Origin of the sequence: Nocardioides sp. NPDC101246 (assembly GCF_044767415.1) — a bacterium.
Lineage (GTDB): Bacteria > Actinomycetota > Actinomycetes > Propionibacteriales > Nocardioidaceae > Nocardioides.
In genome coordinates this window covers 34445-54364 of sequence record NZ_JBIWNX010000014.1, presented here as the reverse complement: position 1 = coordinate 54364, position 19920 = coordinate 34445, and the positions used below count along the sequence as shown (strand labels likewise).

General features: G+C 69.8%; 18 protein-coding genes. 5 read left to right on the top strand and 13 right to left on the bottom strand.

Annotated elements, in window-relative coordinates; translation table 11 throughout:
- Window positions 1-195: 195 nt before the first annotated feature.
- From ACIRON_RS23570 to ACIRON_RS23560, 3 genes are read right to left on the bottom strand one after another with little or no spacing between them, the layout of a single operon-like run.
- Window positions 196-1155: a VWA domain-containing protein gene (locus tag ACIRON_RS23570; protein WP_402996013.1), complete on the bottom strand. Its 960-nt coding sequence runs from the start codon at window positions 1153-1155 to the stop codon at window positions 196-198.
- 17 nt (window positions 1156-1172) lie between these two features.
- Entirely contained in the window at window positions 1173-2126 is a 954-nt protein-coding gene (locus ACIRON_RS23565) for a DUF58 domain-containing protein (protein ID WP_402996011.1), read from the bottom strand.
- Window positions 2123-3190, bottom strand: a complete 1068-nt coding sequence (locus ACIRON_RS23560) for an AAA family ATPase (protein WP_402996009.1) — start codon at window positions 3188-3190, stop codon at window positions 2123-2125. The genes ACIRON_RS23565 and ACIRON_RS23560 overlap by 4 nt, the downstream gene beginning before the upstream one ends.
- Window positions 3191-3359: 169 nt before the next feature.
- On the opposite strand from ACIRON_RS23560, the gene ACIRON_RS23555 reads away from it, so the two are divergent.
- From ACIRON_RS23555 to ACIRON_RS23545, 3 genes are read left to right on the top strand one after another with little or no spacing between them, the layout of a single operon-like run.
- Entirely contained in the window at window positions 3360-4076 is a 717-nt protein-coding gene (locus tag ACIRON_RS23555) for a response regulator transcription factor (RefSeq protein WP_402996007.1), read from the top strand.
- Window positions 4073-5323 (top strand): sensor histidine kinase, encoded by a 1251-nt coding sequence (locus ACIRON_RS23550; RefSeq protein ID WP_402996005.1) that lies wholly within the window; start codon window positions 4073-4075, stop codon window positions 5321-5323. Before ACIRON_RS23555 ends, ACIRON_RS23550 begins: the two co-directional genes overlap by 4 nt.
- 59 nt (window positions 5324-5382) lie before the next feature.
- Window positions 5383-5601, top strand: a complete 219-nt coding sequence (locus tag ACIRON_RS23545; protein WP_402996003.1) for a hypothetical protein — start codon at window positions 5383-5385, stop codon at window positions 5599-5601.
- A 25-nt stretch (window positions 5602-5626) separates the two neighbouring features.
- Here ACIRON_RS23545 and ACIRON_RS23540 read toward each other — a convergent pair whose 3' ends face one another.
- The gene (locus ACIRON_RS23540) at window positions 5627-6790 is read right to left on the bottom strand and encodes an acyl-CoA dehydrogenase family protein (protein WP_402996001.1); all 1164 of its coding nucleotides are present in this window, start codon (window positions 6788-6790) and stop codon (window positions 5627-5629) included.
- Between the two features lie 14 nt (window positions 6791-6804).
- Complete coding sequence (locus tag ACIRON_RS23535) at window positions 6805-7656, bottom strand: 3-hydroxybutyryl-CoA dehydrogenase (RefSeq protein WP_402995999.1); 852 nt, start codon at window positions 7654-7656, stop codon at window positions 6805-6807.
- A 71-nt stretch (window positions 7657-7727) separates the two neighbouring features.
- On the opposite strand from ACIRON_RS23535, the gene ACIRON_RS23530 reads away from it, so the two are divergent.
- The gene (locus ACIRON_RS23530; RefSeq protein WP_402995997.1) at window positions 7728-8405 is read left to right on the top strand and encodes a TetR family transcriptional regulator; all 678 of its coding nucleotides are present in this window, start codon (window positions 7728-7730) and stop codon (window positions 8403-8405) included.
- Between the two features lie 31 nt (window positions 8406-8436).
- On the opposite strand, the gene egtD is transcribed toward ACIRON_RS23530, so the two are convergent.
- The 7 genes from egtD to ACIRON_RS23495 all read right to left on the bottom strand — a co-directional run bounded on the left by egtD (window position 8437) and on the right by ACIRON_RS23495 (window position 15820).
- Window positions 8437-9444 (bottom strand): L-histidine N(alpha)-methyltransferase, encoded by a 1008-nt coding sequence (gene egtD / locus ACIRON_RS23525; protein ID WP_402995995.1) that lies wholly within the window; start codon window positions 9442-9444, stop codon window positions 8437-8439.
- Entirely contained in the window at window positions 9441-9911 is a 471-nt protein-coding gene (locus ACIRON_RS23520; protein WP_402995993.1) for a hypothetical protein, read from the bottom strand. The genes egtD and ACIRON_RS23520 overlap by 4 nt, the downstream gene beginning before the upstream one ends.
- Complete coding sequence (gene egtB / locus ACIRON_RS23515) at window positions 9908-11164, bottom strand: ergothioneine biosynthesis protein EgtB (RefSeq protein WP_402995991.1); 1257 nt, start codon at window positions 11162-11164, stop codon at window positions 9908-9910. The genes ACIRON_RS23520 and egtB overlap by 4 nt, the downstream gene beginning before the upstream one ends.
- 148 nt (window positions 11165-11312) lie before the next feature.
- Window positions 11313-11894, bottom strand: coding sequence for an adenylate kinase (locus tag ACIRON_RS23510; protein WP_402995989.1), 582 nt, complete (start codon window positions 11892-11894; stop codon window positions 11313-11315).
- 299 nt (window positions 11895-12193) lie between these two features.
- A complete protein-coding gene (locus ACIRON_RS23505) occupies window positions 12194-13945 on the bottom strand; it encodes an acetyl/propionyl/methylcrotonyl-CoA carboxylase subunit alpha (RefSeq protein WP_402996259.1) in 1752 nt (583 codons plus the stop codon).
- 31 nt (window positions 13946-13976) lie between these two features.
- Window positions 13977-14189 carry an acyl-CoA carboxylase subunit epsilon gene (locus tag ACIRON_RS23500; RefSeq protein WP_402995987.1) on the bottom strand — a complete coding sequence of 71 codons (213 nt, stop codon included), beginning with the start codon at window positions 14187-14189 and terminating at the stop codon, window positions 13977-13979.
- On the bottom strand, window positions 14186-15820 hold the full coding sequence (locus ACIRON_RS23495; protein WP_402995985.1) for an acyl-CoA carboxylase subunit beta: 1635 nt from the start codon (window positions 15818-15820) through the stop codon (window positions 14186-14188). The genes ACIRON_RS23500 and ACIRON_RS23495 overlap by 4 nt, the downstream gene beginning before the upstream one ends.
- An 86-nt stretch (window positions 15821-15906) precedes the next feature.
- Between ACIRON_RS23495 and ACIRON_RS23490 the strand changes: the two genes are divergently transcribed.
- Window positions 15907-16578 (top strand): TetR/AcrR family transcriptional regulator, encoded by a 672-nt coding sequence (locus ACIRON_RS23490; RefSeq protein ID WP_091053222.1) that lies wholly within the window; start codon window positions 15907-15909, stop codon window positions 16576-16578.
- On the opposite strand, the gene ACIRON_RS23485 is transcribed toward ACIRON_RS23490, so the two are convergent.
- Window positions 16572-19724 carry an MMPL family transporter gene (locus ACIRON_RS23485; RefSeq protein ID WP_402995982.1) on the bottom strand — a complete coding sequence of 1051 codons (3153 nt, stop codon included), beginning with the start codon at window positions 19722-19724 and terminating at the stop codon, window positions 16572-16574. The genes ACIRON_RS23490 and ACIRON_RS23485 overlap by 7 nt on opposite strands.
- Between the last annotated feature and the right edge of the window lie 196 nt (window positions 19725-19920).

Sequence of the window (19920 nt, the reverse complement as noted above, 5' to 3'; positions counted from 1 at the left end):
AGGGGGGTCGGGCTCGGCGCGGCAGGTGGTGTCGGCGGGGGTGCGACTGGTCGGATCGGGGGTGGTGGTGCGGGCTGGAGGGGGCGGAGGGCCCGGGTGGGTGGCGCCGAGCTGGTCCACTGCTGGGGTCCGGTGGGCCGGCCGAGGCCGGGTCCGGGCGATGCGGTGTCGTTCACGGGAGTGCCTTTCGGGTGCCTAGATGAGCCGGGCGAACCAGCGCAGGGAGAGCGCGGCGGCGACGAAGGCGAGGATCATGGCGCCGATGACGATCCAGACGGTGATCTCGCGGTACCCCAGGTGGTAGCCGACGAGGGTGCCGATGTCGTCGTAGACCTCACGCAGCTCGTCGGCGCTGGAGGCGCGGTAGAACTGGCCGCCGGTGGTGTCGGCGAGCTCGCGCAGCGTGTCCTCGCGGACCTCGACCGACTGCCCGCCGGGCAGGGCGGCACTGGCTCCTTCGGTTCCGTAGGCGATGGTTGAGGTGGGCAGTCCGGCTTCGCGGGCGGCCCCGGCCGCCGTGACCGGGCTCCGGCCGGCGGAGTTGCCACCGTCGGAGAGGAGTACGAGGTGGGCCGGCGCCCCGTCCTCGTCGGTGTCGTCCTCGGCTTCCTCCAGGATCTGCCGCAGGTCGTTGATCGAGGAGTAGACGGCCTCACCGATGGCGGTACCACCGTCGGGCGGGCCGAGCCCCTCGACGCTGCGGGTGACCAGGGCGTGATCGGTGGTCGGGCTGGAGACGACGCGAGCGTTGCTCGAGAAGCTGACCAGGCCGACGTTGTAGCGCGGTGGCAGCTCCTCGATGAAGTCGACGGCGGCTGCCTTGGCGGCTTCGAGACGGTTGGGTGCCATGTCCTCGGCCGACATCGACGCGGAGGTGTCGATGGCGACGAGGATCGTGGCGCGTTCGTACGGCACCTGCGCCCGGACCTGCGGCTGGGTGGTGGCGACCGCCAGCAGGGCCAAGGCACCGACGACCAGCCCGGCGGCCAGGTGGCGGCGCCAGCGTGGACGGTGCGGGACGAGGCGCTCGAGCATCGGCGCGGTGGCGAACCGGAGGGCGTACTTGATCCGGCGGCGCTGCATCACCAGGTAGCCGACGGCGAGCAGCGCGACGGGGATCAGCGCGAGCAGGAACAGGGGCTGGGTGAGTCTCATCGAACGGCTCCTTCCGATCAGTGGGTCGCCGTGGCCGAGCCCGAGCGGGCCGGCCGGGGATGCCGTGCCCGGCGGCGCAGCAGGCGGACGAGCAGGCGCGCCCAGTCGTCCTCGGTCGAGACCCGGAGGTGGTCCGCACCGGCGACCCGGACGGCCTCCGCGTTGTGCTCGCGCAGCGACCTCATCGCCTCGGCGTACGCCGCCCGCAGGCGCGGGTCGGAGGTGTCGGCCTCGTGCTGCCGGCCGGTCTCCGGGTCGAGGATCGTGACGACGCCGACAGCGGGCAGATCGAGCTCGCGAGGGTCCACGATCTCGACGACGATCACGTCGTGACGCGCGGTGAGCCGCCGCAGCGCGGGCTCCCAGTCGAAGGGACGACCCCAGGTCCCGTCGGCCGGCAGCAGGTCGGACACGATCACCCGTAGCCCCGGGATCCGGGCGCGCCGGCCCAGCTCGACCAGCGCTGCGGCGAAGGAGGGGCCGGGGGCCGCCGCCTCGGCGGCACGCGGCGAAGGCGGTTCTGTGGTCAGCAGCCGTCGCGCGACCCGGCGACCGGTTGTGGGTGGGCGCCAACGTACGCCGCCGGAGTCGAGGATCCCGAGACCGACCCGGTTGCCGGGGCCGTCGGCCACGACGCCGATCGCCGAGACGGTCTCCTCGGCGACCTCCACCTTCTCGGCGAGCGCGGTCCCGAAGGCCATGCTGGGGGTGCGGTCGACCAGGATCCAGGTCTCGAGCTCGTGCTCGGCCTGGGTGAGCCAGACGTGCGGGTCGCCCAGGCGGGCCGTGGCGTTCCAGTCGATGCGGCGTACGTCGTGGCCGGGGGAGTAGGGCACCAGCTCCTCGGCGTCGCTGCCCGGCCCGAGCCGCAGCCCGGCCGTCTCGCCCTGGAGCAGCCCGCTCACCCGGCGCTGGACGGTCAGGTCCAGTCGCCGGAACGCGCCCTCGGGCGAGCGTCGTGCTGCGTTCACGAGGCCAGCTCCGCATCAGGTGTCGGCTCGGCGGTCTCGAAGTCGTCGTCGCTCGGCGTCGCCCGCGGCTGGGGGACGACGGCGAGGACGGCGTCCACGACGGCGCGGGGGTCGACCCCGTCCGCCTCGGCGTCGAAGGTGAGCACCAGCCGGTGGGCCAGGATGTCGCCGGCGAGGTCGGCGACATCGCCGGGCAGCACGTAGTCCCGCCCGCGCAGCAGTGCCAGGGCACGACCTGCGGTGATGAGGCCGAGGCTGCCGCGGGCGCTGACGCCGTAGGCCAGGAGGCTCTCGAGGTGGCGGAGCCCGTAGGCATGCGGCGTACGCGTCGCCATCACGAGCTTGACGGCGTACTGCGCGACGGCGTGATGGACGAAGACCTGGTCCGCTCGTGACTGGAGATGCCGCAGCGCCGCGGCGTCGAGGATCTGCTCGGCGCGCGGGGGCTGGGTGCCCATCCGCTGGATAATGGTCATCTCCTCGAGCTCCTCGACGTGGCCGACGTCGACCTTGAGCAGGAACCGGTCGCGCTGGGCCTCGGGCAGGCGGTAGACGCCGTCGCTCTCGATCGGGTTCTGGGTGGCGAGGACGAGGAACGGGTCGGGCAGGCGATGGCTGGTGCCGCCGATGCTGACCTGGCGCTCCGCCATCGCCTCCAGCAGCGCGGACTGCACCTTGGCCGGGGCCCGGTTGATCTCGTCGGCGAGGACGAGGTTGGCGAAGACCGGTCCCAGCTCGGTGTCGAACTGCTCCGCCGACGGGCGCCAGACCCGGGTGCCGACGATGTCGGAGGGCATCAGGTCCGGGGTGAACTGGAGTCGGGCGAACGAGCCGCCGACGGCGTCGGCGAGGGTGCGAACGGCCAGGGTCTTGGCGACCCCCGGCACACCCTCGAGCAGCACATGGCCGCGGGCGAGCAGCCCGACCAGCATCCGCTCGATCATCAGGTCCTGGCCCACGACGACGCGCTTGACCTCGAACAGCACCCGCTCGAGGACGGCACTTGTCCCGAGGTCGGACCGGATCGGCGCTGTGCTCGGCTGCTTCTGCTCTGGCTCCCGCATGGGACCTCCCTGGGATGGATGTTCCGCTGAGGACCGATCACATCGAAGGAGGGCGAAAACCAGCGGAAACGGCACCGAAAGCGATCCGAAAGAGCGCGGCGGAACCGATATGGAGCGATTGCGTCCTACGCATGGGCGCCGGCTCTGCCGCGCGCTACCGTTCTTGAGCGTGAGGGTCTTGATCGTCGAGGACCAGGCCGGCCTGGTCAGCGCCCTGCGGGTCGCGCTGCAGCGGGAGGGGTACGCCGTCGACGGGGCCGGGTCGGTCGCCGCTGCGCTGGAAAAGCTCGGCGTGAACGCCTACGACCTCGTCGTCCTGGACATCAACCTGCCCGACGGCAGCGGCTTCGAGGTCGCCGCGGCCCTGCGTACCGGTGATGTCGAGATCCCCGGCGAGGAGGCACCGCGGATCCTGATGCTCACCGCGCGCAACCGCCTCGACGACCGGGTCCGCGGCCTCGACGTCGGGGCCGACGACTACCTGACCAAGCCGTTCGAGCTGGCCGAGCTGACCGCGCGGCTGCGTGCGTTGCTGCGCCGCCCGAGCAGCGATGGCTCCGCCGTGCTGACGCATGGGCCGATCCGGCTCGACACCGCCCGGCAGCTGGCCCGGCGAGGCGACCGCGAGCTCGGGCTGACCCTCAAGGAGTTCTCCGTCCTGCGCTATCTGATGACCCGGCCCGCCTACATCGTCTCGGCCGAGGAGCTCCTGGAGCACGTGTGGGACGAGAACGCGGACCCGTTCACCCAGACCGTGCGGGTCACCGTCGGCACCCTGCGCCGCAAGCTCACAGTCGGCGAGGAGGCTCCGGCCCTCGAGACCGTCGTCGGCCGCGGCTACCGGCTCCGCGACCTGCCCGAGCTGGACCGGGGCGCGACGGCATGAGTGAGCGCTCCGGTCGACTCGTGCCGCGGTGGCTCCGTACGGTGCGGGTTCGGCTGACCCTGACGTACTCCTCGCTCCTGTTCGGGGTGACGGCACTGCTCCTCGCCGGGGTCTACCTCGCGCTCTCCAGCAGCATCAGTGCTGCACCTCTGGACCCGGTGACGGTCAAGAAGTTCGAGACCGAGGACGGTCACATCGTCTACAAGCCCGGGCAGGAGTTCCAGGCCGCGGACTTCGCCGATGTCCAGGAGGCGGTCAACTACGCCTCGCTCCAGACGCTGCGCAACTACTCGATCATCGCGCTGGTCGTGATGTTCGTGCTCAGCCTGGCCATCGGCTGGTGGGTGGCCGGGCGCGCGCTGCGGCCGGTGGGTGCGATCACGCGCACCGCCCAGGAGATCAACGCCTCCGACCTCACCCGGCGCATCGGTGCGACCGGACCGCACGACGAGCTGCGTACGCTCGCCGACACCATCGACTCCATGCTCGCCCGCCTCGACCGGGCCTTCTCCGACCAGCGCCGGTTCGTCGAGGACGTCTCCCACGAGCTGCGCAACCCGGTCTCCCTCATCCACACCAACGTCGAGGCCGTCCTCGCCAACGACCGCTCCACCGTCCCCGAACGGCGGGAGGCCAGTCTCGTCGTGCTCCAGGCCACCCGCCGGATGCGCCGCCTCCTCGAGGACCTGCTCGCCATCGCCCGCAGCCGCTCGGAGGCGTTCACCGACCGTCAGGTCGACCTGGCCGCAGCGGTCACCGCTGCCGTTCGGGAATACCGGCTGCCCGCGGAGGCACGCGGCCTCGGCGTGGTCGAACGCAGCCATGGCGGACCGATCGTCGTCGGTGACCCGGACGCGCTGCAGCGCGTGATGGCGAACCTTCTGTCCAACGCGGTCAGGCTCGCCCCGCCCGGTTCCACGCTCACCGTCGGCATGGGCAGCCGCGACGGCTGGGCCTGGGCCGCGGTCGCCGATGAGGGACCGGGGATCGACGAGGCGAACCAGGAACGTGTCTTCGACCGGTTCTACCGTGGGAACGGTACGTCCGGCGAGGACGCGGTCACCGACGGATCCGGCCTCGGGCTCTCCATCGCCCGCCAGATCGCCGAGAGCCACGAGGGACGGCTCGTGCTGATCAGCCACGGCTTCGCCGGGAGCACCTTCGTGCTCTGGCTCCCCGACCACGCCATGAACCGTTCGGCCGGGCGCACCGACGCGCCCCCAGAAGGAGACCCGCTGCTCGGCTGAGCGGCGCTGACAGTGCCTCCCGCCGGGTGGCGTACGGACCTACCGCTTCAGGAGTGAGCATGAGAACAGCATCGACGTGGCACGGCGTACAAGCTCTCGCCCCCGTGGTTCTGCTCGGAGCCGTCACCAGCGCCTGCATGAACGTCACGGTCCAGGTGGACCCGGCGCCGGCGCCTCCGGCCACGCCGACGACCTACTACGGCACCGTCGAGGAGACCCGCTGGACCCACGACGACGAACCGACGGACGAGACCTGGGACGACTGCTGGGCGAGCTGAACCGGTGTCGCCCGCCGGTGCGCTGCTACCGCTTCCCGAGGAGCTGGCGGGCCATCACGACGCGCTGGATCTGGTTGGTGCCTTCGTAGATCTGGGTGATCTTGGCGTCGCGCATCATGCGTTCGAGGGGGAAGTCCTGGGTGTAGCCGGCTCCGCCGAGGAGCTGGACGGCGTCGACGGTGATCTCCATGGCGGTGTCGCTGGCGAAGCACTTGGCAGCTGCTCCGAAGAAGGACAGGTCGCCGGCGTCGCGCTCGGACTTGGCCGCGGCGACATAGACGAGCTGGCGGGCAGCCTCGAGCTTCATGGCCATGTCCGCGAGCATGAACTGGATCCCCTGGAAGTCGGCGATGTGCTTGCCGAACTGCTGGCGCTCCTGGACGTAGGCCAGGGCGTGGTCGAGGGCGCCCTGGGCGATGCCGATGGCCTGGGCGGCGATGGTGATGCGGGTGTGGTCCAGGGTGCGCAGGGCGAGCTGGAGTCCGGTGCCGGGATCGCCGATGATCCGGTCGCCGGGCAGGTAGACGGCGTCGAAGCTCAGCTCGCAGGTGGGGGAGCCCTTGATGCCGAGCTTCTTCTCGGGGGCGGAGATGCTGAACCCCTCGTCGCTCTTCTCCACGACGAAGGCGCTGATGTTGGATCCGCGCCGACCGTCGGGGTCGGTGACGGCCAGGACGGTGTAGTAGTCGGAGATGCCGGCGTTGCTGATCCAGGACTTCTGGCCGCTCAGCACCCAGTTGTCGCCGTCGAGGACGGCGCGGGTCTTCATCGAGGCGGTGTCGGACCCGGCCTCGCGCTCGGAGAGGGCGTAGGAGAACGTCGAGGTGCCCGCGGCGAGCGGCGGGAGGTAACGCTGGTTGAGGCTCTCGGAGCCGGCGAGGATGAGCGGGAGGCTGCCCAGCTTGTTGACCGCTGGGATCAGCGAGGAGGAGGCGCACACGCGGGCGATCTCCTCGATGATGATGCAGGTGGCCAGGGCGTCGGCGCCTTCACCGCCGTACGCCTCGGGCACGTGCGCCGCATGGAACCCGGAGGCGACGAGAGCGTCGTAGGCCTCGGTGGGGAATCTGCTGTTGGAGTCGACGTCAGCGGCGTACGGGGCGATCTTGTTGGCTGCGACCGCGCGCACGGCCTCGCGCAGGTCGAGGTGGTGGTCGGCGAGCTCGAGGTAGGGAAAGTCGTCGGTCATGGTGCCTCCTTGGGTCAGTAGTGGTAGAAGCCGCGGCCGGTCTTGCGGCCCAGCAGACCGGCGTCGACCATCCGCGCGAGGAGCGGCGGCGGGGCGTAGAGCGGCTCCTTGAACTCCTCGTAGAGCGACTCGGCCACGGCCTTGGTCGTGTCCAGCCCGATGAGGTCTGCGAGCGCCAGCGGTCCCTGCGGGTGGGCCGCGCCGCGTACGAGGCCCGCGTCGATGTCTTCGGCGGTCGCGAACCCGGACTCCAGCATCCGGATCGCGGAGAGCACGAACGGGATCAGCAGCGCGTTGACCACGAAGCCCGCCCGGTCCTGGGAGTCGATCGGGTGCTTGCCGAGGTCCTTCTCGACGAACCCACGCACGCGGTCGGCGGTCTCCGGCGCGGTCAGCAGGCTGGGCACGAGCTCGACCAGGGAGAGCACGGGGACCGGGTTGAAGAAGTGCAGCCCGATCACCTGCGCCGGCCGCGCGGTGGCGACGGCGAGCTTCATGATCGGGATGGAGGAGGTGTTGGAGGCCAGCACGGCCTCGGGGTCGGTCACGATGGCGTCGAGCCGGGTGAACAGCGCGGTCTTGGCGGCTTCGTCCTCGACGATCGCCTCGATGACCAGGTCGCGGTCGGCGAGTGCGTCGAGGTCGCTGCTGAGGGTGATGCGCTCCAGGACCTCGGCGGCGTCGGTGATCTTGCCGCGCTGCTCGGCCCGCTCGAGGGAGGTACGCAGGCGGTCGAGGCCAGCCTTTGCGGCAGCGGGGTCGGCGTCGATGAGGACGACGTCCTTGCCGGCGCGCGCGGCGACCTCGGCGATGCCGGCACCCATCAGTCCCGCGCCGACGACGCCGATGTGGTTGAACCCAGTCATGTGCAGCCTCCAGTAGTTGGTACGCAGTACCTTATAGACGGAACGTCGTACCATCAAGTACGTTTCAGGGCATGAGCGAGAAGCCTCGATCAGCGACGACGAAGGACCGACTGGTCGCCGCGGCGTTCGAGCTGTTCGAGGAACGTGGCTTCGACGCGACGACCGCCGAGGACATCGCGCGTCGCGCCGGTGTGGGGCGGACGACCTTCTTCCGCGCGTTCGGGTCCAAGGACGACGTGATCTTCCCCGAGCACGACCAGCTGCTCGGTCGCATCGACCAGCGCCTGGCCGCCGCGACCCCGGCGACGCGAGCGCTCGCGCTGAGCGAGGCCACCCGGGTCGTGCTGCGTCACTACCTGGACGAGGGCGAGCTGGCGCGAGCGCGCTACCGCCTGGTCGGCTCGGTGCCCGCCCTGCGTGCCCGTGAGACCGGTGGGATCCAGCAGTACCAGCGGCTGTTCGCGCGTTGGCTTCGGGAGTGGATGTCCCACCTGCCCGACGGACATCTGCGCGCCGACCTCCTGGCGGCCGACCTGGTGACCGCGCACAACTACGTCCTGCGACGCTGGCTCCGGGACCAGACCTCCGACCCCGAGAGCGAGTTCGACCAGGCGATGCGGGTGGCCCTGGAGCGCTACCAGCCCTCAGGGCTCGAGTCCCCGTCGACGGTGGTCGTTCTGCGGACCTCCGCAACGCCAGCCGCCATCCAGGCCCAGCTACAGCCCCTGCTCGACAGCGAAGCGCCGTGAGCTGAGCCGAGAGGCGGCGGAGCGACCGTGCTCAGCGCCTGGCCAGGACCAGTGCGTACGCCTCCTCCGGGTCGGTCCACCAGCGAAGGTCGCCGAAGCCGGCCGCGGCGAGCTCGCGCGCGGCGGTGCTTCGTCGGAACTTGCACGACAGCTCGGTGAGGAGCTCCTCGCCTTCGTCGAACTTGATGACGAGGTCGAGCTCGCGCAGCTCCACGCGGGCGGAGTCCTGCGCGACGAGTCGCATCTCGATCCGCTCCTCGTCGGTGTTCCACCGTGCCAGGTGCCGGAACCCGTCGGTGTCGAAGTCGGCGCCCAGGCTCCGGTTGAGGACGTGCAGCGCGTTCAGGTTGAACTCGGCGGTCACACCGGCGGCGTCGTCGTAGGCGGCGACCAGCTGTCCGGGGTCCTTGACCAGGTCCAGCCCGAGCAGCAGGCCCTCCCCAGGTCGCATGGCGGCGGCGACCGATCCCAGGAACCGCTCACGCCCGGGGCGGTCGTAGTTGCCCAGCGTGCTGCCCAGCAGTGCGATCAACCGGCGTCCCGGGGTCGGCAGCTGGCCGAGGTGCTGGTCGAAGTCGGCGACGACACCGTGCAGGGCGAGCCCCGGCCGCTCCTCGGCGAGCGCGTCCATCGCCTGGGTGAGTGCGCTGGCGCTGACATCGACGGGGACGTACGTCGACAGCCGCCCGGTCCGCGTCAGCGCGTCGAGCAGGAGCCGGGTCTTCTCCGAGGAGCCGGATCCGAGCTCGAGCAGCACCTCGGCGTCGGAGGCCTCGGCGATCGCCTGCGCGTGCTCGGTCAGCAGTGCCCGTTCGGTGCGGGTCGGGTAGTACTCGGGCAGCCGGGTGATCTCCTCGAACAGCTCCGAGCCGCGCTGGTCGTAGAAGTACTTCGGCGGGAGCCACTTCGGCGATGCGCTCAAACCTGTGCGGGCGTCCTCCGCAAGGCTCCGGCGTAGGTTTTCGGCGCTCAACAGGGTGGTGAGCCTGCCCCCGGCTGGTGTGCTCGTGCCGGCCTGGTCGTTGCTGTCGAGGGTCACGCGGGGTTCTCCTTCGAGTTGTGACGAGGTGTGTCGAGCCGCCACCAGGTGGGCCCGCACGGGCTGAGGACCCCGATGGTGCGCGGCGGGATCGAGATGGACGGAGCGCCTGGGAGCGGACGGTTGCTGACGACGTACTCCCAGGAGGCCGGCTCGACCAGATGGCCGCCTTCGTTGCCGGTCAGCAGGGCGAGGTCCTCCCCGTCGCTGAGGAGGACCGAGAAGCCGCCGACCGCCAGCTCGTTGGCGATCTGGACCACGGCAGAGCCGATCGGCAGCCGCTCCTGCTGAGCCTTGTCGAGGATGAGCCTCCACGAGTCGTCGATGCTGCCGCTGACCGCGGCGGTCCAAGGACCGAGTCGCAGCGGAGCGGGGCAGTCGTCGTGTTCACAGGCCCAGTCGACGTGCGTCCGGGGCTGACCGAGGATGCCGCGATGGGCACAGGTGACGGCAGCGGACCAGGTCACGCACGACGCCCGTCGTCGGCGAGCCGGAGCCCGGTGACGGGCCAGCGTGCGCCGGGAGGGAAGAAGTTGCGGTAGGAGGCTCGGGTATGTCCCGGCGGGGTGAGCGCGCAGCCGCCGCGGAGCACCATCTGGCTCGACATGAACTTTCCGTTGTACTCGCCGATCGCGCCGGCAGCGGGGTGGAACCCCGGGTAGGGCAGGTAGGCCGAGGAGGTCCACTCCCAGCAGTCCCCGAAGAGCTGTCGCAGACCGCCGGTCGCGGGGCCGGCGGCGCGCGGGTGGAAGCTGTCCCGGTCGGCGAGGTTGCCGGCCACCTCGTAGGTCCGGGCGGCGTGCTCCCACTCGGCCTCGGTCGGGAGGCGCTTGCCGGCCCAGGTGGCGTACGCGTCGGCCTCGTAGTGGCTCAGGTGGCAGACCGGCAGGCCCGGGTCGAGCGGTGAGGTGCCGTGCAGGGTGTGCTCGAACCACTCCCCGTCGGCCTCGCGCCAGTAGAAGGGGGCTTCCCAGCCCTCGGCGGTGACCCGCGCCCACCCGTCGGAGAGCCACAGCTCGGGGCGCCGGTAGCCACCGTCGGCGATGAACTCCAGCCACTCGCCGTTGGTGATCAACCGGTCCGCGAGCCGGTACGGCTCCAGCCACTGCTGGTGCCGTGGCAGCTCGTTGTCGAAGCAGAACCCACCGCCCTCTGAGCCGATCTCGACCAGACCGCCGTCGATGTCGACCCAGCCCAGCCGGTCGGTCCCGGCACCCGCGACGGGAAGACCGGCGTAGGTCGGCTGCAGCGGGTTGAGCGAAAGTACGTGCTTGATGTCCATCAGCAGCAGCTCCTGGTGCTGCTGCTCGTGGTGGAACCCGAGCTCGATCGTCGGGGCGAGCTTGGCGAAGGTGCCCTCGTCCACACGGTCGAGCAGGTCCCGGACCCGGTCGTCGACGTTGCGCCGGTAGTCGCCGACCTCGTACGCGCCGGGGCGGCTGATCACGCCACGCATCGGCCGTGCGTACCTCGGTCCGACCTGCTCGTAGTAGCTGTTGAAGAGGAACCAGTACTTGTCCTGGAACGGTGTGAAGCCGGGCTCGTTCTCGGCCAGCACGAAGGTCTCGAAGAACCAGGTCACGTGTGCGCGATGCCATTTGGTGGGGGAGACATCCGGCATCGACTGGACCGTCTGGTCCTCGGGGGAGAGAGGTGCTGCGAGTCGTTCGGTGTCTGCCCGGACTTCGTCGAAGCGGGCGATCGCGGTGGTCGTGTCCATCTCACGTCTCCTGTCGGAGGGTCGGGTACGCCAAGTGCTACGAACCACTCTGCCTGGTCGCCCAACCCGCACCACGCGATTCAGCGGTTGCCGCACACCGGTCCCATACCGGGCCCGGTGTGCGGCAACCGCTGTTGGTGTCCGCGGGTCAGCAGATGGCGTCTGCGGATGAGTCGCAGGCGCTGAGAATCCGCTTGGTGACCTCGTCGACCTCGCCGAGGCCGTCGACCTCGAGGATGAGACCCCGCTCGCGATAGGCGCCGATCAGTGGCGCGGTCTGCTCGAGATAGATCTCTTGACGGCGGCGGATGATGTCCTCGGTGTCATCGGCGCGGCCCTCGATCTGGGCACGCTGCAGCAGCCGCGTGACGACCTCGTCCTCGTCGACGACGAGGCTGATGACGCCGTCGAGCTGGTGGCCGGTGGGCTCGATCATCCCGTCGAGCTCCTCGACCTGGGCGAGCGTGCGGGGGTAGCCGTCGAGAAGGAACCCGCCGGCCGCATCGGGCTCGCCGATCCGGTCGCGGACCATGTTGTGGGTGATCTCGTCCGGGACGTACTCGCCGGCGTCCAGATAGCGCTTGGCCTCCAGGCCGAGCGGAGTGGCGAGCGATACGTTGGCGCGGAAGATGTCGCCGGTGGAGATGGCCGGGATCCCGTAGTGCTGGGCGATGTGCTTGGCCTGGGTGCCCTTGCCCGCGCCCGGCGGGCCCATGATGATGATCCGCATCAGACGCCTCCCACCGCCCGGTGATCGCCGGCGGCATGCTGGGCGCAGGACCGGCACGTCTCCGGAGACGTCATGTCGACGGGAAGCTCCCAGAAGGTGAACCAGAGCGCGGTCGGCTCTCCGCAGGCCGTTCGTTGGGAGCCGTTCCTTCGGATGTGGACGGTCCCCCACGGCAGTCGGTGGCGAGAGTGCCGGGGCTGTGTCTGCGGTGCTGTCACGAGCCACTGCATGCCCGCGTTGCCACGTGACTGGGGCCTGGGGAGAGTCGCAGGCGCTGGTGTCATCACGGATCCCTTCGGCTACTTGATCTCGGCGAGCACGGCGCCGTTGGCGACGGTCTCGCCCACGGTGGCGTTGAGGCCGGTGATGGTGCCGCTCTTGTGAGCCTTGAGGGGCTGTTCCATCTTCATGGCTTCGATGACCACGACGACATCGCCCTCGGCGACCTCCTGGCCCTCCTCGACGGCGATCTTGACGATCGTGCCCTGCATCGGTGAGGTGACCGAGTCACCCGAGGCCGCTGCGCCGGCCTTCTTCGCGGCCCGCTTGGGCTTCTTCGCCGCCCCGCCACCGCCGCCGACCGCGAGGCCGCCGAGCCCGGCGGGCAGGGAGACCGAGAGACGTTTGCCGCCAACCTCGACCACCACGGTCTGCCGCTCGACGTCCTCGGCGGGCTCGCCGGCGGCACCGGCGTAGGGGGTGATCTGGTTGTCGAAGTCGGTCTCGATCCAGGTGGTGTAGACCTCGAAGGAGCCGTTCTCGGCGGTGTAGGCGGGGTCGTTGACCACGGCCTGGTGGAACGGGATCGCGGTGGGCATCCCGTCGACCTTGAACTCGTCCAGCGCGCGGCGCGAGCGCTCCAGGGCCTGGGTGCGGTCGCGGCCGGTGATGATCAGCTTCGCGATCAGCGAGTCGAAGGCGCCCGGAATGGTCTCGCCCTTCTCATAGCCCCCGTCCAGACGCACCCCGGGTCCGGCCGGGGGAGCCCACTCGGTCAGGGTGCCCGGGGCGGGCATGAAGTTGTTGCCGCCGTCCTCGGCGTTGATGCGGTACTCGATGGAGTGGCCGCGGACCTCGGGGTCGTCGTAGCCCAGCTCTTCACCGGCCGCGATGCGGAACATCTCCCGGACCAGGTCGAGGCCGGTGACTTCTTCGGAGACGCAGTGTTCGACCTGGAGGCGGGTGTTGACCTCGAGGAAGGAGATGGTGCCATCGGCGGCGACGAGGAATTCACAGGTCCCGGCGCCGACGTAGCCGGCCTCTCGCAAGATCGCCTTGGACGACTCATAGAGACGCTTGGTCTGCTCCTCGCTCAGGAACGGGGCGGGGGCTTCCTCGACCAGTTTCTGGTGGCGGCGCTGCAGCGAGCAGTCGCGGGTGGAGACCACGACCACGTTGCCGTGGGTATCGGCCAGACACTGGGTCTCGACGTGGCGGGGCTTGTCGAGGAACTTCTCCACCAGACACTCGCCGCGACCGAAGGCGCCGACGGCCTCACGGACCGCGGACTCGTACAGGTCGGGGATCTCCTCCAGGGTGCGGGCGACCTTGAGGCCGCGGCCACCGCCACCGAAGACGGCCTTGATCGCGACCGGCAGGCCGTGCTCGGTGGCGAAGGCGGTGATCTCGGAGGCGTCCTTGACCGGGTCCTTGAGACCTGGGGCCAGCGGCGCCCCGGCCTTGAGCGCGATCTGCTTGGCCTTGGCCTTGTCGCCCAGTGCGTCGATGGCCTCGGGGGAGGGACCGATCCAGGTCAGGCCGGCGTCGATCACGGCCTTCGCGAAGTCGGCGTTCTCGGCCAGGAACCCGTAGCCGGGGTGGACCGAGTCCGCCCCCGACTGGGCCGCGACGTCGAGGATCTTCTCGATGGAGAGGTAGGACTCTGCCGGGGTCGCGCCACCCAGGGAGTAGGACTCATCGGCCAGCCGCACGAACAGCGCGTCACGGTCGGGCTCGGCATAGATCGCGACCGACCCGATCCCGGCGTCCTTGCACGCACGGATCACTCGCACGGCGATCTCACCGCGGTTGGCGATCAAGACCTTTGTCAGTTCAGGCACGGTTTTCTGCTTTCTACGACGGTCAGCGCGGAAGGCCGCTGGCGCGCCAGGCGCCGGGGCCGGGGTGGATGGGGGTACGCAGTTGGGGGGTCGCCCACAGGGAGCGGGGCTTCTTCTTCGGCGCCTGGCCTGAACCGAGGGCGGAGAAGACGGCCACGATCGCGGCCACGTCCTCCGGGGTCGCGTTCTGGTCGATGACCCTGAGCAGGGGCTTCTGCTCCTCGGGCGCGGTCACAGCGGGATGTTCCCGTGCTTCTTGGCCGGCAGGGTCTCCCGCTTGGTGCGCAGCAGACGCAGTGCGCGGGTGACTTCGGCGCGGGTTTCGTGGGGTGGGATGACGGCGTCGATGTAGCCGCGTTCGGCGGCGATGTAGGGGTTGGCCAGGGTGGTTTCGTACTCGTCGATGAGCTCGGCGCGTTTGGCTTCGACGTCGCCGCCGTCGGCTTCGACCTGGGCCAGGGTGCGGCGGTGGACGATGTTGGCGGCGCCTTGGGCGCCCATGACCGCGATCTGGGCGGTGGGCCAGGCCAGGTTGATGTCGGCGCCGAGGTGTTTGGAGCCCATCACGTCGTAGGCACCGCCGTAGGCCTTGCGGGTGATGATGGTGACCAGCGGGACGGTGGCCTCGGCGTAGGCGTAGATCAGTTTGGCGCCGCGGCGGATGATGCCGTTGTGTTCTTGGTCGGTGCCGGGCAAGAACCCGGGCACGTCGACGAAGGTGATGACCGGGACGTTGAACGCGTCGCAGGTGCGCACGAACCGGGCGGCCTTCTCGCTCGCGTCGATGTCGAGGCAGCCGGCGTACTGCATGGGCTGGTTGGCCACGATCCCGACCGGGCGGCCCTCGATACGGGCATAGCCGATCAAGATGTTGGGGGCCCACAGGGGCTGGACCTCGAGGAACTCCTCATCATCGACGATGTGGGAGATGACCTCGTGCATGTCGTAGGGCTGGTTCCCGCCGTCGGGGATGAAGGTGTCCAGCTCCCGGTCGAGGTCGGAGATCTCCAGATCCGCACTCTGCCCATCCGGGGCCTCGAACGCCGGGGGCTCTTCCATGTTGTTGGAGGGGAGGTAGGACAGCAGGGCCTTGACGTAGTCGATGGCGTCGGCCTCATCGGCGCCCATGTAGTGGGCCACCCCGGACTTGGAGTTGTGGGCCAGGGCGCCGCCGAGCTCTTCCATGGTGATGTCCTCACCAGTCACGGTCTTGATCACATCAGGCCCGGTGATGAACATGCCCGAGGTCTTGTCGACCATGATGGTGAAGTCGGTGACCGCGGGGGAGTAGACGTGGCCGCCGGCGCAGTTGCCCATGATCAGGCTGATCTGCGGGATCACCCCTGAGGCGTGCACGTTGCGCTTGAAGATCTCCCCATAGAGCCCCAGGCTCACGACGCCTTCTTGGATGCGGGCGCCGGCGCCCTCGTTGATCCCGATCAGCGGGGACCCGGTCTTGATCGCCAGGTCCATGATCTTGGTGATCTTCTCGCCATAGACCTCACCCAGGGAGCCACCGAAGACGGTGAAGTCCTGGGAGAACACACAGACCTGGCGGCCCTCGATGGTGCCGTACCCGGTGACCACACCATCCCCGAAGGGCCGGTTCTTCTCCAGCCCGAACGCAGTGGACCGGTGCCGGGCCAGCTCATCGACCTCCTGGAACGAGCCCTCATCGAGCAGCATCTCGATCCGCTCCCGCGCGGTCTGACGCCCCTTGGCATGCTGCTTCTCCACCGCCTTGGCCGAACCAGCATGGACAGCCTCGTCAAGACGACGCTCCAGCTCGGCCAGCTTCCCGGCAGTCGTGTGCAGATCGATCTCAGCGCCCGGGGAATCGGGTGCGGTGGTGGGCTCGGCGCTCAACGGGACTCCTTGTGAACTTCAGTGTCAATGAGTGAGACTAAGTGTCATGCGGCATGATGTCCAGGGAACGTTCCAAAAGGAGAGTGATGGCAGCAGCGCGTGACGAGATCTCCGACGCGGCATTCCGCCTGTTCGGGATCCAGGGGTACGCAGCCACCTCGGTCGACGACATCGCCTCCGAAGCGGGCGTCAGCCGCAGCACCTTCTTCCGCTCCTTCGGGTCCAAGGAAGCGGTGATCTTCCCCGACCACGACGAGCTCCTCGGTCGGATCGAGGAGCGACTGCGTTCCTCGCCGTCGAACGCCGGCCTGGCCGCGGTCACCGACGCGGTCAAGATCGTGCTGTTCCACTACGTCGCGGAGGGCGAGCGTGCGCGGGAGCGCTACGGGCTCACCTCCACCGTGTCGGCGCTCCGTGAGCGTGAGCTGGTGAGTGGGGCCCGCTACCAGCGTCTCTTCCGTCGATACCTGAGTCACTGGGCCGACGCCTCGCCAGAGGCGGAGCTCCGTGCCGAGATGACCGCAGCCGCAGTCGTCGCCGCACACAACCGCGTACTTCGCCGGTGGCTTCGACGCGAGTGCACGGACCCTCAGCGGGAGATCGAGCAGGCACTGGCCGCGGTCCATCGCACCTTCGCCGACGAGAGCGAGGCATCGATCGGGATGCTCGTCGTTCCGGCAGGTGTTCCCGCCTCTGCCGTGGAGAAGGCGGTCAAGCGAGCGCTGGAAGGCATCGCTGTCCGAAACCTCGATCACTGAGGTCGAGACGGCACCCCGGTGCCCTCGTCGTCCCGGTGACTGGGCGTCTCCGGGACGTCCGGAGCCCCGGCCGGCGCCGGCTCGCCCTCGATCGAGATGTGGGGGAGGACCTTGTCGAGCCATCCGGGCAGCCACCAGGCAGCGCGCCCGAAGATCACCAGCGCTGCCGGCGCAAGGGTGACCACGAGGATGCCCGCGAGCAGCACCGCGACGGAGAGGCCGACGCCGAACTGCTTGATCGTCGGGTCGGGGTCGAGGATGAAGCTGGCGAACACCGACGCCATGATGAGGGCCGCGGCCGTGGTGATCCGGGCGCTGGAGACCAGCCCCGAGTGGACCGCCTGCCGGGGTTCGTCGCCCTCGTGGACGTGCTGTTGGACGTGGCTGACGAGGAACACCTCGTAGTCCATCGAGAGTCCGAACAGGCCCGCGAACATCATCAGGGGTACGTAGCTGGCGATCGGCACCGTCGAGGACGCCGTGTCGATACCGAGCAGGTCGATGCCCCAGCCCCACTGGAACGCGGCGGTCAGGACGCCGAACGCGGCGGCCGCCGAGAGCAGGTTGGTCACCGCCGCCTGGAGCGGGATGAGCAGCGAACGGAAGGCCACCATCAGCAGCAGGAAGCCGAGCAGGATGACGGTCCCGATGACGAGCAGCAGCCTCGCTGAGATGAGGGAGGCCAGGTCGACGTAGGAGGCCGTGTAGCCACCGACGTACGACTTCATGCCAGTGCCCAGGTCCTTCTTCGGCAGCACGGTGTCGCGGACGTGCTCGACGAGGTCGGCGGTGTCGTCGGAGGCTGGGGCGGTGGTCGGCACGGCGGAGAGAAGGACGACGTCGCCCTTCTTGTTGATCTGCGGCGGGGTGAGGGCCGCGACCCCGTCGGTGTCCGAGAGGCCCGTCTGCAGGCTCACCACGCGAAGATCCGTGCCGCGTGCGTCGCCACCCGCCGCCGTCATCATCTGGGTGAGCTCGTCCTGCAGTTGCTCGGCCTCCTTCTGCTCCTGCTCGGCCTGCTGCTGCGCGGCCTTGAGATCGGCGGCCTTCTTCTGGAGCTCTGCCGCCTGCTGCTCCAACGCGTCCCCCTGCTGGCGTAGCGCGGCGGCCTGGGCCTGCAACTCGTCGCCCTGAACCTGCAGCTCGTCACCCTGGGCCTGCAGTGAAGCTGCCCGGCGCTCCAGCTCGGCCTTCTGCCGGGTGAGCGAGTCGGCCTGCCGCTGCAGCGCGTCGGCCTGTTGCTGGAGGCGCTGTGCCTGCGCCTGCAGCCGGCGGGCTTGCCGGGCGAGGCTGCGCGCCTCCTTCTCCAGCGGCGCGAGCTTCTTCTGGACGGCGGCCTGCTGGGCCTCCACCTCGTCGAGGCGAGCCTGCAACCGTTCCACCCGGGCTTCGTCGCCGTCCCTCTCGGCGCGGGCGATGCGGCGTTCCAGGACGCGCTCGCGGGCGCGGAGGCGTACGAGCTCCCGGACGAGCGGCCGCGCCTGCATCGCCAGTCGTCTCGCATCGCGTCGCAGCTGGTCCCGGCGGGCCTCGAGGCGTGCCTGCTCGGCCTCGAGCTTCCGCTGCTCGGTGCGGAGCCGGTCGGCCTGCCGCTCGAGGTCCGCCTGCTGCCCGCGCAGCGCGTCGGCCTGCTGCTCGAGGGAGGCCTGCTCCGCCTGCAGCTCCGCGCCCTGTCGTTCCAGGGACGCCTGCTCGGCTTCGAGCTGTGCCTGCTCCGCCTCGAGCTGTGCCTGCTCGTCCTTGAGCTGTTGCTCCTGCTCGGGCAGCTCCTTCTGCTTCTTCTCGAGGTCGGACTTGAGCGACATCGCCTTGTTGTACTTCTGGGTGTATTCGTCGCTCGGGGCCGCAGGCGGGTCGAGGGACGAGGCGACCTGCAGCGGACCGTTGTAGCCGACGCCCAGGCCCGCGCTGATCAGGTCGTACGCCTGCCGTTCCGTCGTCTCCTTGGAGGTGGCGCCGACGTCCTCCTGGCCGAGCTCGAGGCTGAGCACCGGGATGATGAGCGGCGCCAGCGCCGCGAGCGAGACGCCGGCGACCACCCACGGGTGACGGTGGACGACTCCGGCCCACCTCGCCCACAGGCCCTTGCCGCGCCGACGTCCCGGACGCATGAACCCCGGCAGCGCGGCCCAGCTGATCCGGTGGCCCAGCAACCCCAGGAACGCAGGCAGCAGCGTGATCGCCACCAGGACGGCGGCGACGACGGCCATGGCCGAGGCGTACCCGAGCGCGGAGACCAGCGGGATGCCGGCCACGCCCAGCGCGAGGAGGGCCACCACGACGGTACAGCCGGCGAAGACGATGGCGCTGCCGGAGGTCGCCACCGCGCGCGCGATCGACTCGCGGACCGGCATCCCGTCACGCATCTGGTCCTGGTGACGGGTGATCAGGAAGAGCGCGTAGTCGATGCCCACCCCGAGGCCGATCATGGTGGCCAGGGTCGGCCCGGCGGTCGGGATCGAGAGGAGGTGGCCGACCAGGCCGACGGTGGCCAGGGCGACGCCGAGCCCCACGACGGCGGTGATGATCGGCAGCCCCATCGCCACCAGGCTCCCGAGCACGAGGCTGAGGATGATCATCGCGGCGATGATCCCGACGACCTCGCTGGTCCTGGACTCGTCCGTCGACAGCGTCGAGCCGATCGAGCCGCCGGCCGCGGTGGTGATCCCCGCGTCCTGCGCGGGCTGGGTGGCGTCCAGTACGTTGCCGGCGATCTCCTCCGTCAGGTCGCCGGACCCGACGTCCATCAGCACCGGCGCGAAGGCTGTTCGACCGTCCTTCGACAGCAGCCCGGCGGTCTGTCCTTCGCTGCTCAGCGGGTTGGTGACGGTGTGGACGTGCGGCTGCTTGCCGATCTCCTTCACCGAGTCGTCGACGGCCTGCTTGTTGGCGGAGTCGGTCAGCTTCCCCTTGCTCACGTGGAAGACGATCGGGTTGACGCCGTTCTGCTGGGGCGGGAACCGGTCGGTGAGCAGGTCCTTCGCCTCCTGGCTGCCGGTGCCGGGCAGGGCGAGGTCGTTGCTGGTCTTGGCGCCGAGGGTCGAGACTGCGACGACCACGGTGACCAGCACCAAGACCCAGGCGCCGATGACGAGGAGGCTGTGCCGGGCACAGAAGCCACCGAGCCGGCCGAGGAGACCTGCCACGACCCTGCTCCCTTCTGCGGCCTCGTCGGATGAGCCGCGCCGGGCGCGTGTGCTGCCCAAGCACAGTAGCGGGGTCTCGCGGCAGGGGAGGAGGGCCTCAATGCATGATCCCCGGAATCGGGGACGCAGTCATGCCGAAGGGGTTGCCGTGGAGCACAGCAACGTCTTCTGATCCGTGTTTCGGCAGGTCAGAGTG